This window comes from Spirillospora sp. NPDC048911 (assembly GCF_043198015.1).
In the GTDB taxonomy this organism is placed as follows: Bacteria; Actinomycetota; Actinomycetes; order Streptosporangiales; family Streptosporangiaceae; genus Spirillospora.
In genome coordinates, this window is the sequence record NZ_JBICUD010000009.1 from 257,711 (window position 1) to 273,473 (window position 15,763).

Annotated in this window: 15 protein-coding genes; 11 read left to right on the forward strand and 4 right to left on the reverse strand. The window is 72.0% G+C overall.

The genetic code is table 11. From position 1 onward, the window contains the following. Positions 1-2: 2 nt before the first annotated feature. Both ACGFNU_RS36015 and ACGFNU_RS36020 read left to right on the forward strand, forming a co-directional pair. Positions 3-920, forward strand: a complete 918-nt coding sequence (locus tag ACGFNU_RS36015) for a chemotaxis protein CheB (protein WP_392601042.1) — start codon at positions 3-5, stop codon at positions 918-920. Positions 921-955: 35 nt separating this feature from the next. Further along, positions 956-1,711, forward strand: a complete 756-nt coding sequence (locus tag ACGFNU_RS36020; protein ID WP_392601043.1) for a Crp/Fnr family transcriptional regulator — start codon at positions 956-958, stop codon at positions 1,709-1,711. A gap of 36 nt (positions 1,712-1,747) precedes the next feature. On the opposite strand, the gene ACGFNU_RS36025 is transcribed toward ACGFNU_RS36020, so the two are convergent. Further along, entirely contained in the window at positions 1,748-2,347 is a 600-nt protein-coding gene (locus tag ACGFNU_RS36025) for a CGNR zinc finger domain-containing protein (RefSeq protein WP_392601044.1), read from the reverse strand. Positions 2,348-2,435: 88 nt separating this feature from the next. Between ACGFNU_RS36025 and ACGFNU_RS36030 the strand changes: the two genes are divergently transcribed. Further along, the gene (locus ACGFNU_RS36030; protein WP_392601045.1) at positions 2,436-3,215 is read left to right on the forward strand and encodes an MBL fold metallo-hydrolase; all 780 of its coding nucleotides are present in this window, start codon (positions 2,436-2,438) and stop codon (positions 3,213-3,215) included. Here ACGFNU_RS36030 and ACGFNU_RS36035 read toward each other — a convergent pair. Next, entirely contained in the window at positions 3,212-4,090 is an 879-nt protein-coding gene (locus tag ACGFNU_RS36035) for a TIGR03620 family F420-dependent LLM class oxidoreductase (protein WP_392601046.1), read from the reverse strand. The two genes, ACGFNU_RS36030 and ACGFNU_RS36035, sit on opposite strands and share 4 nt — an antisense overlap. A gap of 121 nt (positions 4,091-4,211) precedes the next feature. Here ACGFNU_RS36035 and ACGFNU_RS36040 point away from each other — a divergent pair, with 121 nt between their 5' ends. Continuing rightward, positions 4,212-4,439: a hypothetical protein gene (locus tag ACGFNU_RS36040; RefSeq protein ID WP_392601047.1), complete on the forward strand. Its 228-nt coding sequence runs from the start codon at positions 4,212-4,214 to the stop codon at positions 4,437-4,439. Positions 4,440-4,519: 80 nt separating this feature from the next. Beyond that, complete coding sequence (locus ACGFNU_RS36045) at positions 4,520-5,908, forward strand: alpha/beta hydrolase family protein (protein ID WP_392601048.1); 1,389 nt, start codon at positions 4,520-4,522, stop codon at positions 5,906-5,908. A 60-nt stretch (positions 5,909-5,968) separates the two neighbouring features. On the opposite strand, the gene kstD is transcribed toward ACGFNU_RS36045, so the two are convergent. Next, positions 5,969-7,741, reverse strand: a complete 1,773-nt coding sequence (kstD, locus tag ACGFNU_RS36050; protein WP_392601049.1) for a 3-oxosteroid 1-dehydrogenase — start codon at positions 7,739-7,741, stop codon at positions 5,969-5,971. A 164-nt stretch (positions 7,742-7,905) separates the two neighbouring features. Continuing rightward, complete coding sequence (locus ACGFNU_RS36055) at positions 7,906-8,643, reverse strand: S1 family peptidase (RefSeq protein ID WP_392601050.1); 738 nt, start codon at positions 8,641-8,643, stop codon at positions 7,906-7,908. Between the two features lie 373 nt (positions 8,644-9,016). Between ACGFNU_RS36055 and ACGFNU_RS36060 the strand changes: the two genes are divergently transcribed. From ACGFNU_RS36060 to ACGFNU_RS36085, 6 genes are all read left to right on the forward strand, one after another. Further along, positions 9,017-9,772: a hypothetical protein gene (locus tag ACGFNU_RS36060; RefSeq protein ID WP_392601051.1), complete on the forward strand. Its 756-nt coding sequence runs from the start codon at positions 9,017-9,019 to the stop codon at positions 9,770-9,772. A 63-nt stretch (positions 9,773-9,835) separates the two neighbouring features. Beyond that, on the forward strand, positions 9,836-10,642 hold the full coding sequence (locus ACGFNU_RS36065; RefSeq protein WP_392601207.1) for an NAD(P)H-binding protein: 807 nt from the start codon (positions 9,836-9,838) through the stop codon (positions 10,640-10,642). Positions 10,643-10,659: 17 nt separating this feature from the next. Next, positions 10,660-11,751: a hypothetical protein gene (locus tag ACGFNU_RS36070; protein WP_392601052.1), complete on the forward strand. Its 1,092-nt coding sequence runs from the start codon at positions 10,660-10,662 to the stop codon at positions 11,749-11,751. After that, positions 11,738-13,252, forward strand: coding sequence for an FAD-dependent monooxygenase (locus ACGFNU_RS36075; protein WP_392601053.1), 1,515 nt, complete (start codon positions 11,738-11,740; stop codon positions 13,250-13,252). The genes ACGFNU_RS36070 and ACGFNU_RS36075 overlap by 14 nt, the downstream gene beginning before the upstream one ends. Positions 13,253-13,281: 29 nt before the next feature. Next, positions 13,282-14,457 (forward strand): cytochrome P450, encoded by a 1,176-nt coding sequence (locus ACGFNU_RS36080; protein WP_392601054.1) that lies wholly within the window; start codon positions 13,282-13,284, stop codon positions 14,455-14,457. Positions 14,458-14,479: 22 nt separating this feature from the next. Next, on the forward strand, positions 14,480-15,733 hold the full coding sequence (locus ACGFNU_RS36085) for an FAD-dependent monooxygenase (protein WP_392601055.1): 1,254 nt from the start codon (positions 14,480-14,482) through the stop codon (positions 15,731-15,733). The last annotated feature ends 30 nt before the right edge of the window (positions 15,734-15,763 follow it).

Here is a 15,763-nt window from a genome sequence, read left to right on the forward strand (position 1 = left end):
TCATGCCCATGCCTGAGGGCGTCGAGCGCCGCGAGCCCGATCTCGGCGACCCGGTCCGGCCGGCGGCCCGCCGCTCGGGCGGTGTGGCGATGCCCGTCTTGTCACCGGTTTCGCGGATGTGTTTGTACGGTGCCGTACGCAAGGCTTACCGTGAAGACGTGCCCAGTGCCTGGCCCGCTAGGGGATCCGCCGCTCACCCGGCGGTTCCGCGCGATCACGTGCGCTCCGGCGGTGACGGTGACCACTCCGGCCGGGTGCGGGCCGCGTTCGAGGTGGTGGTGCTGGCGGCCTCCGCGGGCGGGCTGGGCGTGCTGATGCGGGTACTGGCCGCGCTGCCGCCCGACTTCCCCGCCGCGGTGCTGGTGGTCCAGCATCGCGGGCCGCTGTCCGGCACGGCATTGGAGCCGGCCGCCGGCCACCATGATGATCCACTGGCGACGCTGCTGGGCCGGCGCAGTGCCCTGCCGGTGCGGGTGGCAGCGGCGGGTGAGCGGCTCACCGCGGGCACGGTGCTGGTGGTTCCGCTGCGGACCGCGCTGCGGCTGGACGCCGCCGACACGGTGGTGCTGGAGCCGGCCGGGTCACGGCGGATGGCCGACACCACGCTGGCGGCGCTGGCGGGCAGGTTCGGGCCGCGGCTGATCGGCGTGGTGCTGACCGGGCTGCTGGACGACGGCGCGGCCGGAGTCCGGGCGGTCAAGGCGGCCGGCGGCCGGGTCCTCGTCCAGGACCCGCACGACGCCGCGGCGGCGGCCATGCCGACGGCGGCGCTGGCCACCGGATGCGTGGATCTGGTCCTGCCGGCGGCGCGGATGGCGACGGCGCTGACCGCGTTCATCATGGCGCCCGGCGCCGCCGAACTGCTGCAGGTGCCGATCCCGGCATGGGCCCGGCCCACCGGGGAAGGACACGAGGGATAGTCAGACGATCATTCCTCGGCTTTCGGGACGTCGCCATGCCGACCGCCACGGGTCCGGACGGATCCACCGGAACCGGTCCTGATCCGCGCCGCAACCGCCTGCTGGCCGGCCTCCCGGCGAAGGTCTACCAGCGCGTCGTGCCGGACCTGGAGCAGTTCCATGCCGGCATGCGCCATGAGGTGTACGGGCCGGGCCAGCCCATCGAGCACGTCTACTTCCCGCTGTACTCGGTGTTCTCGCTCGTGGCCGAGGCGGACGGCAAGGCGGTGGAGGTCGCCACCATCGGTCATGAGGGGATGGTGGGCCTGCCGGTGTTCCTCGGGGCCGCCACCAGCCCCAACCGCGCGTTCTGCCAGATCCCCGGCCCCACTCTCCGCATGACCGCCGCCCAGCTGCGGCGGCTGCTCCAAGACAACGGAGTGCTGCACACGGCGCTGCACCACTACACCCAGGCCACTTTGGTGCAGCTGGCCCAGAGCGTGGCGTGCAACCGGCTCCACGACAACGCCCAGCGCATGAGCCGCTGGATCCTCACCACGCACGACCGCATGGACACCGACCGGTTCACCCTGACGCACGAGTTCCTGGCCCAGATGCTGGGCGTACGCCGCGCCACGGTCTCCGAGCACGCCGCCAACCTGCAGAGGCAAGGCCTGATCACCTACAGCCGTGGCGCGATGACGATCACCGATCGGCGGGGGCTGGAAGGGAACACCTGCGAGTGCTATCACATCGTCCGCACGGAGTTCGACGCGCTGCTCGGCCGTGACCGGCTGACGCCTTCCAGCTGATCTGAGCCAAGGCGGGCCAGGGGCGCGGGACGCTGGTCAGTCCGCCTTCGCCTGGGTGCGGCGGGCATAGGCGCGGGCGGCACGGGCGCGGTCGCCGCAGCGGACGGAACACCAGTGGCGGCGGCCGTGGCGCAGCAGGTAGCGGCTGCAGGGCGGAGAGCCGCAGGCCGTGAGGCGCTCGGCGTCGGGGCCGGTGAGGAGGTCGGCCGAGTTGGCCGAGAGGGTCGCCAGCGCGTGGTCGAGGATCTCGTTGGTGGGGCAGGGCGCCGCGCGGTAGGGCCCGTTCTTCTCGTCCCAGTACAGCAGGAGGGCCGTCGGCGCCCTGCTCAGCGCGTCGTTGACGGCGGACAGGGCGGCGGGCAGGGCGGGCACTCCGGCGACGCGGGCGGCGAACAGCGATCTGAGGTGTTCGCGCAGCGAACGCAATTGCGCGGCGCACATCTCCTGGACCCCGGCATCGGCCGGCGCGAGGCCGTGTTCCGTCAGCCACCGGTTGGCCCCTTGGGGTGTGCCGAGGAGGTCGATGAACTGGCCCCCGGGCAGCGCGATGGCGGTGTTGACGAAGTCGAGGGCCGGATAGTCCGCCGCCCCCGGCGCGGGCGGCGGCGCGGACTCGGCGGTCGCGGTCTCCCTCATGACTGTCATGGTACGGGTTGCGCTGGTCCGTGAGAAACGGCTAGCGTCACATCACGGATAATCTCCTACTCATCCGTGAGGTGTCGTCATGGCCAGTACGACCGGCGAGCAGTTCCCCGTCCGCGTCTTCGGGGGGCCGACCGCCCTCTTCGACTACGGCGGGCTGCGGTTCCTCACCGATCCGACCTTCGACGCCCCCGGCGACTACCACGTGCCGGGCGGCAAGCTCACCAAGACGGCGCCCGCCGCCGCGGCGGCGGAGAGCCTCGGCCGCGTCGACGTGGTCCTGCTCTCCCACGACGAGCACCCCGACAACCTCGACAACGCCGGCCGCGCCCTCCTGGCCGACGTCCCGCTCACCCTCACCACGCCCGGCGGCGGGCAGCGCCTGGGGGAGGGGGCCAAGGGGCTCGCCGACTGGGAGCCGATCGAGCTGGACCGTCCCGGCGGCGGCACGCTCACCGTGACCGGCGTGCCCGCCCTGCACGGGCCGGGCGCACGGGAGGAGGTCGAGCCGATCACCGGCCAGGTCGTGGGTTTCGTCCTGACCGGGGACGGCCTGCCCACGGTCTACGTCAGCGGCGACAACGCCTCGCTCGATCTGGTGAAGGAGATCGCCGGGCGGTTCGGCCCGGTCGACACCGCCATCCTCTTCGCCGGGGCGCCCCGCTTCACCGTCCTCTTCGACAACGCGCTGATCGTCCTCGACAGTGCCCAGACCGCCGAGGCCGCCCAGATCCTCGGCGCCCGGCGGGTGGTCCCCGTCCATTACGACAGCTGGGCCCACTTCACCGAGGGGCGAGACGAGCTGGTGGCCGCCTTCACCGCCGCGGGACTGCTGGACCGCCTGGACCTCGGCGCCCCTTAGGAGAGGAGCGCGTCGGCGAGCTCGCGCCACTGGGGCATGGCGGACCGGCCCGGCTCGACGCCGATCACCTGGATGCCGACGTGGTCGGCGCCCGCCTCGACATGGCCGCGGAGCTTCTTGACGATGGTGCCGGTATCGCCCCAGAACACGAAGTCGTCGATGAGCCGGTCGCTGCCGCCGCCGGTGATCTCTTCCTCGGCGTAGCCCAGGCGGCGGAACTTGGCGATGTTGAACTTGCCGTTGAGGTAGACGTCCATGTGCTCGCGCGCGATGGCGCGGGCCTTGCCGGGGTCGGTCTCGAACAGCACCGCGTGCTCGACGCCCAGGAAGGCGTCCGGGCCGAGGATCTCCCGGGCCTGCGCGGTGTGCGCGGTGTTGACCTTGTAGCAGTGGGCGCCGGCGGAGCGGTCGCGGGCCAGCTGCAGCATCTTGGGCCCGTAGGCGGCCAGGACGCGGCGGATCGGGGTGGCGGGCGCGGGGTTGGGCGTCTCGAGCGCGTCCAGCTCGTCCAGGTATTCGGTCATGGCCGTCATGGGAGTGGTGCCGGGGCGGTCGTTGCCGCCGAAGCCCAGGCCGAGCACGTGCCGGCCGGGGTAGGCGTCGGCCAGCAGCAGCGCGGCGCCGTGCGTCCACATGGCCTTGCGCGACCAGATCTTGGCGATGCCGTTGATGACGTGGATGCGCTCGGTGGCCGACAGCAGGAAGCCGGCGTGCGTGAACGCCTCGCGGCCGAGCAGCTCGGGGACCCAGAACGCCTTCCATCCCCGCTGCTCGAGCTCCTGGATCGAGTCGCGCATCCGCGCGGCCGGCTGGAACTCGAAGTCAAAGGTCCAGACCCCGAACGTGCCGAGATCCAGCCCGTCGATGCTCCCCATCGGGCATCCCCCCATGCGTGTGCCGAACGAACGCATCGAAGTATCGCAGAATTGCGATGTGAATCCAAGCGGAGTGGATGATCATGGACTTCGACTCCCGTGCGGACGGGACAATGGCGGTATGAGCGATCTCGTTGACGACAGCCGGCCTCAGGACATCCAGCCCAACACCTGGACGCCCCTTCTCGGTACCGACGCCGAACTGCTCGTCGACGGCATCGGCGAACCCGTGCAGGTCGAGACCGAGACCCTGCGCTCCCGCGACGGCGACGTCACGATCCAGTTCACCCTCTGCGTGAACGGGGTGAGCATCGCCCTGCGTGCTCCTGCCGCGCCTGAGCTGGGGTGATCCGTCCCGCGATGAGTTCCAGGGGTGATCGCGGTCCATATCGGCGGACGGAATTCGTACCGACCGAGGAGGACGGACACGTGGGCAAGTGGAGACGGCGGCTCGGGGCGCTGGTGGCCGGGATCGTGCTCGCGGGGCAGGCCGTGGGCGTCGCGGCCGCGGACGAGCGGCGGACGTACCGGGGTGAGATCGACGGCGCGACGTTCAAGGTCGTGGTGCCGGAGCACTGGAACCGCACGCTGGTGCTCTACAGCCACGGCTACTACCCGGAGCAGGGCTTTCCGATCTCGGACGTCGCGCTGAGCAACCATCCGCAGACCGCGGAATGGCTGCTCGACCACGGGTACGCGCTGGCGGCCTCGGAGTACAAGGGCAAGTACGGCTACGCGGTCGAGCCGGCGTTGACGGACCAGATCGCGCTGCTGGACTGGTTCGGCAACCAGGTGGGGAAGCCGCGGCGCACCGTCGCGACCGGGCAGTCGATGGGCGGCATCGTCGCGACGCTGCTCGCCGAACGGAACCCGGGACGCTTCGCGGGCGTGGCGGCCATCTGCGCGGCCTTCGACTTCAGCGGCTACATGAACACGGCGCTCGACCTCAACTTCGCGACCAGGACCCTGCTCGCGCCGGGCGAGGACATCGACCTCGTCCACCCGAAGAATCCGAAGGCGAGCGCGCAGGCGTTGTCGGACGCGATCGACCGTGCCCTCACGACGCCGGAGGGCCGGGCCCGGCTGGCGCTGGTGGGGTCGTTCGGCAACATCCCGGCCTGGTACTCCACGTACGATCCGAAGCCGACCGAGCTCGCGGAGCGGATCCGCCAGCAGGCGACGTGGGTGCAGGGCGCCTACACCTTGGGCAACGGGCCCATCGGGCGCGCGGACATCGAACGCCGCGCGGGCGGCAACCCCTCCTGGAACGTCGGGGTCGACTACGGACGGCAGCTCGCGCGTTCCGGGCAGAGGGCACTGGTCGCCAAGGCCTACCGTGAGGCCCGCATCGACGTGAAGGACGATCTGCGGCGACTCGCCAAGGCCCCGCGCATCGCCGCGGATCCCGGAGCCGTCCCCTACCTCTTCCGTTACGGCGTCGCGCGGGGGACCACGCCGGTTCCGGTGCTGGCCATCCACAACACCGGCGACGGCGGGGCCCCCGCGTTCGGCCAGCGCTGGTACGCGGATCAGGTCAGGCGCCACGGCGACCCGGCCAAGCTGCGCCAGACCTACGTCGACCGGGGCAGCCACTGCGCGTTCACGGCCGCCGAAGAGGTCGTCGCGATGCGCAATCTGGTCGAACGGCTCGACACGGGCAAGTGGCCCAACCTCAACCCCAAGCGTCTCAACCAGGCGGCCGGTGCCTACCCGGAGCAGTACCAGGAGCCCGTCGACTTCCTGACCGGCCAGGCCAAGGTCGTGAAGCCCGCCTTCACGACGTTCACCCCTGGCTTCCCTCCGCGCCCCTCCCGCTGACTTCCAGACCTGGACGGGCCGCCAGCGGCCCGTCCAGGCGTGTCCCCGGCCGGCGGGGGTTCAGCGGTTGTCGGCGATGTGGTTGGCCGCGATGTAGCCGAACGTCATGGCGGGCCCGATGGTCGAGCCGGCACCGGCGTAGCTGTGGCCCATGACGGCGGCGCTGGCGTTGCCCGCCGCGTAGAGGCCGGGGATGACGGCGCGTCCCGTGGTGAGCACGCGGGCGCTGGCGTCGGTCACCATGCCGCCCTTGGTGCCCAGGTCACCTGGGACGATCTTGAACGCGTAGTACGGCGGCAGCCAGAGCGGGGCCAGGCAGGAGTTCGGCTTGATGATGGGGTCGGTGTAGTAGTGGTCGTAGGCGCTGTCGCCCCGCTTGAAGTCGAGGTCCTTGCCGCTCGTGGCGAAGCCGTTGAACCGGCTGATCGTGCTCTGCAGGGCGGCGCCGGGAACGCCCATCGCGGTGGCCAGGCCCGAGATCGACCATGACTTGACGACCGCGCCGCTGGAATACCACGCGCTCGGGAAGTCCAGGGTCGGCGCGATGTCCTTGAACAGGTAGCGGTTGCGGTAATTCTGGTCGATGACCATCCAGGACGGGATGCACGGCGCGGTGGGGTTCTTGTCGTACATGACGTGGACGACGTCGCTGTAGGGGGCCGCCTCGTTCACGAAGCGCACGCCCTGCCGGTTGACGATGATGCTGCCGGGCAGGGTGCGTTCGGCCAGGCAGAAGTACGGCTCGCCGGGCAGCGGGATCGCGGGTCCCCACCAGGCGTCCTCCATCAGCGCGACCGCCGCGCCGACCTCCTGGCCCGCCTCGATGCCGTCGCCGGTGTTGGAGTCCGCGCCGACCGTCCAGTCGGTGCCGATGGGCTGGCGCTGGTACTGCTTGCGCATGCTCGCGTTGTGCTCGAAACCGCCGGAGCCGACCACGACGCCGTACCGGGCCATGACCAGGGTCTGGGCACCGTTGCGCGTCACCAGTACGCCGGTGACGCGGCCGTTGTCGACGCGCAGGTCGACGAGCGGGCTGTTCAGCCAGACGGGCACGCCCGCCTGCTGCAGCCCGGCGCGCAGCGCCCCGGCCAGCGACTGGCCCATCGTGAGCGGTTTCTTGCCCTGGGCGACGGCCTGTGACCAGCGGGTGTACGTCTCCAGCGCGAGCGCGGCGCCCTTGGCGTTGACCAGGGCGAGGTTGAGCCACTTGTAGTCGCCGCTGAAGACGACCTGCCCGCTGGGCACCGGGATGTAGGCCGGGTTGAGGTTGGCGAGCTCAGTGCCGAGGAGCTTCCCGTCGAACATGTCCGGCTCGATGGAACGGCCGCCCGGCATGCCGCCGGGCAGCTCGGGATAGTAGTCGGAGTAGCCGTCCATGAACCGGAACCGCAGCGGGCTGTTCTGCATGACGAACGAGATCATGGCCGGGCCCTTGGCGAGGAACGCCGCGCGCCGGTCGGCGGGCACCTCGCTCCCCACGACCGCCGCGAGGTAGGAGGCGGCCTTGGCGGGGGTGTCGGGCACGCCCGCGGCCAGGATGACCTGGTTGTTCGGGATCCAGATGCCCGCGCCGGACCGGGCCGCCGAGCCGCCGAACTTCGCCGCCTTCTCGACCACGAGCGTGCTCAGGCCGCGCTTGGCCGCGGTCAGCGCGGCGGTCATGCCGGCGGCCCCGGCGCCGACCACGACGACGTCGTACTCGGCGGCGGCCGCGGTGTCGGCGTGGGCCGCGACGCTGCCGAGCACGTGGGAGCCGAACAGGATCCCGGCTCCGCCGGCGGCCGCGCCGCGCAGCACGGCGCGGCGGGAGGGATGGGGCGTCTGGTCGGGCATGGCGGTCCCTTCACGCGAGGTGGCATGACGGCGCCTCGCGCCCGGCACCTGTGACGGCGATCACGTGATGGCCGTCACAGCGGCAAGCATGCGCTTGCTCGCTTTCGCTGTCAACGGCACAAGGGCACCCCGGCTCGGACCAAGGCCGGGGCGCCCTTGGATCTCTACCGCCCGCCTCCGATGATGCGCAGGATGGTCGCGCGGAAGTACGTGACGTCACCGTAGATGGCAGGAGAAGTGGCGCAGGTGCTGGCCGTGCCGCGGCTCGTCGCGCCGACGAGCTGCCAGCTGCCCGGTCCGCCGATCACGGCGGGACCGCCGGAGTCGCCGTAGCAGGCGCCGCGGCCGCCGCCGCCGTTGACGCACAGCTCGCTGGCCCCGTTGATCCCGCTGCAGCGGGAGTCGGCGAGGATGCTGGTGTCGAGCTGGCGCAGGCCGACCGGCGCGGAGCCGCAGCCGCGGGTCGGACAGGTGATTCCCCAGCCGATGATCCGGGTGGACGAGCCGACCGGCGCGCTGGTCGCGATCGGCGCCGGCGTCCGGGTGGAGGCGGTGCTCAGCGTCAGCAGCGCGACGTCGGCGCCGAGCACCTGGCGGCCGGAGACCCGGCGGACCTCGCCGCCCGACGTGCGGTTGGTGGTGCCGATCCGCACCTGATACGGAGTCCCGCAGTGCGACGCCGTCACCACGTGACGCGGGCCGACCAGCGTGCCGCCGCAGTTGTGGCTGCCGCTGGAGCTCTGCAGCGACGCCATCCAGCTGTAGGTCTCGGTCGCGGGCACGCCGCCCACGATCTTCGGGGTCGGCGGCGTGGGATCGTCCTGCGCGAGCGACGTCCCGGCGAACGCCACGATCGCGAACGGGACGGCAAGCGCGCTCGCCAGTAGAGTCTTGATGCGCATAAGTTCTCCTCGCAATTGCGCGTCACCAATTCGGGGAAATCGAACGGTAGACGTGCCGCGAGGCCCCGTAAACGCCCGCACCCGGCAAGGAACACGTTGATCGACGTAGTCGGCCCTTTTTAAGTAATTCTATTAATTTAACAGCGCATTTTCGCCCCATCGCACGACCGTCGAATACGGCCACCTGAAGATCAACTCCGCCGCCCGCCGTTCAAGCGGGGGGAAGGGTGCCGGGGGGATTGGGGCGGGTGGGTGTGTCGTGGTCGAGATGGGGGCGGGTTTTCGGTAGAGCGGTTGTTGAGCAGGGAGAACTCGGCTATCGGGGAAGCGGGGATCGGGTGGCATGGTAGATGCGGGCAAGGCGTCGAGGCGGGTGGCGCTTCCTGAGCCGGGGGTGCGGGGAGACGAGGTGGGGCTGGACTTCGCCCGTGCGTGGGTGGAGTTTCCCGATCCGGCCGACGCCGAGCAGGTCTTCCGCTGCGACCTGACGTGGCTGGCGTCGCGCTGGACTTGTTTGTTCGGGCGTGGTTGCCAGGGCATCGCCGGGCGGGCGAGCGACGGGTGTTGCTCGCTGGGCGCGCACTTCGCCGATCAGGAGGACGAGGACCGGGTCATCGGGCACGCCTCGCGGCTCACGCCCGAGACCTGGCAGCACCATCGGGCGGCCGACGGCATCGCCAAGAACCTTCGCGGTGGTGGCCGGCAGACCCGGATCGTCGATGGGGCGTGTGTCTTCTTGAACCGGCCCGGTTTCGCGGGGGGAGAAGGCTGCGCCTTGCACGCGCTGGCCCTGCGCGAGGGCCGCGAGCCGCTGGAACTCAAGCCGGACGTCTGCTGGCAGCTCCCCATCCGCCGCACCTACGACTGGGTGGACCGGCCGGACGGCACGCGGGTGCTGATGGTGACGATCTCCGAGTACGACCGGCGCGCGTGGGGCGGCGGCGGGCACGACCTGCACTGGTGGTGCACGGAGGCGAGGTCGGCGCACGGCGCGGGCGAGCCGCTGTTCCTGTCGTACCGGCCGGAACTGGTCGCCTTGATGGGCCCGCGCGCGTACCGGGAACTGGCCGGGCGGTGCGAGCGGCATCTGGCCTGCCCGGTGGCCCCCCATCCGGCCGATCCCGCCTGACGCAAGGTTCGCGCAAGGTCGGCGCCAGAGCCCGTCACTAGCGTTCTTCTCGTGGCGATATTGGTGACGGGGGCGACCGGGAACATGGGCGTGCCGCTGGTTCGCGAACTGTGCCGCCTGGGACGCGAACCACGAGTGACCACACGAAATGCGCGCAGGGCCAATTCACTTCTTCCCGAAGGCGTCGACATTGCCGAAGGCGATTTGACGGAGCCGGAATTCCTCGACCGGGCATTGCGCGGAGTCGACAAACTCTTCTTGTTTCTCGAAGCCGGCGACCCGGTCCGTGTCCTCGAGGCGGCCGGCCGGTCCGGTGTCTCCTACGTCGTCCTCGTGACGTCCTTGCTGGCCGAGACCCGCCCGCGATCCTTCGTCGGCCGGTTCGCGCTGGAGACCGAACGCGCGATGTGGGAGGGCGGATTCCGCGGGGCCGTCCTCCGGCCGTGGGAGTACGCGTCCAACACGCTGGCCTGGGCCCGGGAGATCAGGGACGGCGACGTCGTCCGGCAGCCGAGCGCGGGCCTCGCCTCGCCGGTCATCGCCCCGGAGGACGTCGCCGCCGTCGCCGCGCGGACGCTGCTCGAGGACCACGACGGGCGGACGTACGCGCTGACCGGCCCGGCCGAGGTGACCGCCGTGCAGAAGGTCCGCGCGCTCGGGACGGCCGTCGGGCGCGAGCTGTCGTTCCAGGAGACCGCCGACCCGGAGCTGCTGGAGAAGATCCGGACCTCTCCCGAGGAGGTCGCCGAGAGCGTCGGCGTGTGCTTCATGGAGAGCCCCGGCGTGCGTTCGACCGTCCGGGACCTCACGGGCCGCCCGCCGCGCTCGTTCGGCGAATGGGCGCTCGACCACGCCGAATCCTTCAAATAGCTCGGCCGGGGGAGACCATGAGATCGAGCACGGCGTACCGGACGTCATCACCAACATTTATTCCCGATCGGAATATCAGCGAATCCCACGAGGCGGCCCTCGCCTTCATCCGGACGGCCGTGCGCGCCGCCGTCGACGGCCGTGCCGGTACCGTGGCGAGCCGCGTCGCGTTCGACCCGTCCTTCGCGGCGACGTTCGCGTCGTCCGAGACGCGCGAGCAGCTCAGGCGGCGCCTGGGCGTCGACCTCGGCTACGACGCGGGCGACGACCTGGCGGCCGCGATCTGCGGCCTGCCGCTCCTGCCGGGCGACGCGGACGACCTGGTGGGGGAGTTCGCGCGGATGGCCGGCGCCGGGCGGGCGGGGTGGCGCTTCCGCGTCTTCCGGGCCTGGAACGGCTTTCCGGCCGACACGAGCTGCACGGCGGTGGCGGGGCACGCGCTGTACGAGCGGAACCTCATCTCTCCCGACGGCCTGATGGGGATCGCGCGAGAGCTGCTCCTCACCGCCGTGCCAGCCGGCCCCCGTCCGGGCGTGGTCGCCGTCTACTGGGACGACGACGCGCCGCCCGGCGCGCTCCGGCGCGGCCGCACGCATGACCCGGTCGCCTGCGCGAACGCGCTCTGCGTCCTCATGGAGACGCGACGGCTCGGCCTGCGGGACGCCGACGAGGCGATCGAGGCCGGCCTGCGGTACGTCGGCGGCCATCTGCTCTCGCGCGACTACCTGCGGGGGAGCCGCTACCACCCCGCGCCCGAGGCGTTCCTGTACGCGGTGTCCAGGCTCGTCAAGAGGTTCCCGTCGTGCCGCGAACCATTGGCGGAGCCGCTGGCCGAGGCGATCCTCGCCCGGGACGACGACCGGGGGAACGCGCTGAACGTCGCGCTGCGGACCCTCGCGGCACACAACACCGGACTCTTCGGCGGCCGGCCGGAACGCCTGCGAAAGCTCCTCGACACCCAGGAGCCCGACGGCTCCTGGCCCGCCCTGCCCTATTTCAAGCTCGGGCGGTTTCCGGTCTATTTCGGCTCGCGCGTCCTCTCCACGCTGTTCGCCGCAGCGGCCATCCGCGTCACGGCGACGGACGGGACCGGTCATGACCACTCGTGAGCTCGACGCCGACGTGGTGATCGTGGGAGCCGGCCCGGTGGGCCTGATGCTGGCGGTGGAGCTGCGGCTGTCCCGGGCCCGGGTCGTCGTCGTGGACCAGCCGGCCGTCCCGAGGCCGGAGTCCCGGGCCGTGCAGCTCAACACGCGCACCGCGGAGATCCTGCACGCCCGCTGGATGGACGACCTTCTCGACGAGGCCGAGCCCGAACCCGAGGCGCACTTCGGCGGGCTCACGTTGGACCTCGCCACGTTGGACAGCCCGTACGCCGGCAACTGGAAGGTGCCGCGGTACCGGATCGAGGCCGCGCTGGCGCGGCGGGCGAGGGATCTCGGCGCGGTGCTGCTGCGCTCGTACCGGGTCCACGACCTCACCGAGACGAGCCAGGAGATCCACTGCGGTGTGGAGGGCCCGGCGGGGCGCAGGACGCTCCGGGCCGAGTACGTGGTCGGCTGCGACGGCGACGACAGCGATGTACGGAGGCTGGGCGGTTTCGCGTTCCCCGCGACGGCGGCGACGAAGGAGATCCTCTGCGCCGATGTGACCGGCCTGCGGATCCGCGACCGCCGGTTCGAACGGAGGGAACGCGGCCTGGCCGTCGCCGCGACGCACCGGGACGTGACGCGGGTGATGGTGCACGCCCTCGGCCGGCCCCCGGTCCGGCGTGACCGGCCCCCCGCGTTCGCCGAGATCGCCGGCGTCTGGGCGCGGGTGACCGGCGAGGACATCTTCGGCGCGCACCCGATCTGGACGGGCGCGTTCAGCGACGTTCGTGGCCAGGCCACTCAATACCGGCGTGGGCGCATCCTGCTGGCGGGCGGCGCAGCCCACCGCCACCCGCCGATCGGCGGGCAGTCGATCAACGTGGGGCTCCAGGACGCGGTGAACCTCGGCTGGAGGCTCGCCGGGCACGTCCGCGGCTGGGCGGGCACCGGCCTCCTGGACGGCTACCACGCCGAACGCCACCCGGTCGGCGCACGCGTCCTCCAGGCCGGCGCGGCCCAGGAGACCTTGCTCCTCGGCGGGCCCGAAGTGACACCGCTGCGCACCGTCCTGGCGGAGCTCCTCATCCACGAGCCGGTTCGCGCGCACCTCGCGGGGCTCGCCGGCGGCCTCGACGTCCGTTACGGCGCGGGCCGCCATCCGCTCGTCGGCCGCCGCATGCCCGCCGTCGGCCTGCGCACGGCGTCCGGCACGGTCTCCACGGCCAGGACGGGGGCGGACGGCAGAGGTCTGCTCCTCACCTTGCCGGGATCACCGATCGGCTTGGCCGAGACCGACGCCCTGGCCTCTGCGTGGGCGTCGCGTCTCCACGTCGTCCACGCCGCCCGTCCACCCGAGGCGAGCGCGCTCGACGGGCTGCACACGGTGCTGCTGCGGCCCGACGGCCATGTGGCGTGGGTGAACGGCGAGGCCACCGGCCTGGCGGACGCGCTGCGCCGATGGTTCGGGACGCCGTCCCCAGCACGACCGCGGCAACTGCAGAAAGGCCGGAGCTCATGACCACGGACACCTGTGACCAAAGGATGGACATGACCGAGGAACGTGGCCGCGTCCGCGCGTTCCCGGACGCCACGGGCCCCGTCTACTTCGACGAGGAGACGAACGTCTACGTCGTCTCGTCGCACGAGGCCGCGAAGAAGGTGCTGCAGGACGCCGGCTTCGGTGGCGACCAGACCGACAACCTGGACCTCATCGCCCGGCTCGGCGCCATGGACGAGTTGTCGCCCCTGGTCAGCGCGATGCTGGCGCTCTTCACCGACGGGCCGACGCACGACCGGCTCCGGCTCGCCGTCGCCCGCAGGTTCACCCCGAAGCGGGTCGCCGCGATGCGGCCGCGCGTCCGGGCCCTCATCGACGCCGCGCTGGACGGCGTGGACGGGCGGGACGAGTTCGACGTCATCACCGACCTGGCGCAGCCGGTCACGCTCGGCGTCATCGCCGAGATGCTCGACATCGGCGTCGACAGCGCGCGGGTCGTCCTCGGGTTCGCCAACAGGATCGTCGCGTTCATGGAGCTCCGGCCGACCGGCCGGCAGCTCCTCGACGCGAGCGAGGCGGCGCGGAGCTGCTCGCTGTTCCTGCTGCCGATCCTCGCCGGACGGCGCGAGTCGCCCGGCGACGACCTGCTGAGCGCGCTCCTGACGATGGAGCTCGACGGTGATCTCCTGCTGGTCGAGGAGGTGCTCACGATGGTCGTGCTGCTGATGATCGCCGGCCACGAGGCGCCCGCGCACTTCATCGCCAACGGGGCCAGGGCGCTGCTGGACGATCCGGCCGAGCGCCGGCGGCTGCAGGAGAACCCCGATCTCTACGGGGTCGCGGTCGAGGAGCTCCTGCGGCTGCACCACCCGGTCGGCTATCTCAGCCGGACCGCCACCAAGGACCAGGTGCTGGCCGGGCGCCACATCGCCGCGGGCAGCCGGGTCGTCGTGGACCTGGCGGCGGTCAACCGGGATCCGGCCCGGTACCGCGACCCCGACCGCCTCGACATCCTGCGCACCGATCCCGGCCATCTCTCGTTCGGCACCGGGACGCGCTACTGCGTCGGCCGCGCGCTCGGCCGCCTGGAGGCCGAGGAGACGCTCCGGCGGCTGTTCGCCCGCTTCCCCGACCTGACCCTGGCCGACACCCGCCTCACCAGGCGCCCGTCCGCCATGTTCCACGCCCTCGACAGGCTCCCCGTGCACCCGAAGCCACAGGCCTGAAGCCGCCCCGGAAGAGAACACCATGGACACCCAGGTCATCATTGTGGGGGGCGGCCCGGCGGGCCTCATGCTCGCCGGTGAGCTGCGCGTCGGCGGCGTCGACGTGATCGTCCTCGAACGCCTGCCGGAGCCGGCGGGGCGGCCGCGCGGGCTCGGCCTGGCCGCCAGGACGATGGAGGTCTTCGACCAGCGGGGCCTGCTGCCGCGCCTGGGCCCCGTCGAGACCGGCGACCGCGGGCACTTCGGCGGCCTGCCCCTGGACCTCGCTGTCCTGGAGGGCGCCCGCCACGGGGCCGGGAACGTCTCCCAGGCGCGCACCGAGGCCATGCTGGCGGAGTGGGCGGCCGAGATCGGCGCCGACATCCGGCGAGGCCACGAGCTGACGGGGCTGACCGACCGCGGCGACGCCGTCGAGGCCGACGTGGCGGGGCCGGCCGGTCCCTACCGGCTCCGCGCGCCGTACCTGGCCGGCTGCGACGGCGGCGGCGGCCTCGTCCGCGAGGCCGCGGGGTTCGACTTCCCCGGCACCGAATCCACCATGGAGGGCTCCCCGGACACCGGCCGCGTGATCGTCCGCCAGGTGACCGAATACCGCAGGGGCCGGGTGCTGCTGGCCGGGGACGCCGCCCACGTCCAGCTGCCCGCCTGCGGGGAGCGGTTGGACACCGGCGTCCAGGACTCGGTCAACCTCGGCTGGAAACTCGCCGCCGAGCTCTCGGGCTGGGCACCGGAGGGTCTGCTCGGCACGTACGACATCGAACGCCATCCCGTGGGCCGGCGGTCGCTGACCAGCACCCAGGCGCAGGCGCTCCTCTGCTGGGGCGGCCCGCGGACGGAGCCGTTGCGCGAGCTGATGTCGGAGCTGACGGCGTACGAGGAGGCCGCTCGCCACCTGGCCGGCATGGTCAGCGGCCTGGAGATCCGCTACGACATGGGACCGGGTGACCATCCGCTGCTGGGGCTCCGCATGCCCAAGCGCGAGCTCGCCGGCGGCAGCGGCACGACCACCACCACCGGCCTGCTGCACCGCGGCAGGGGCGTGCTGCTGGATCTGGCCGACGACGCGGCGCTGCGCGACCTCGCGGAGCCATGGGCCGACCGGATCGACGTCGTGACCGCCCAGCCGCACGGGCTCGCCTCAGCCGACCCTCTGCACGGCACCGGCGCGGTCTTCGTGCGCCCGGACGGCCACGTCGGCTGGGCCGCTCCCGACGGCACGGGCCAGGACCTGCCCACGGCCCTGGCCTGCTGGGCGGGCCCTCCGCGAGCGTCATGAACACACGTCACGAGCACACGTCCCGACAGG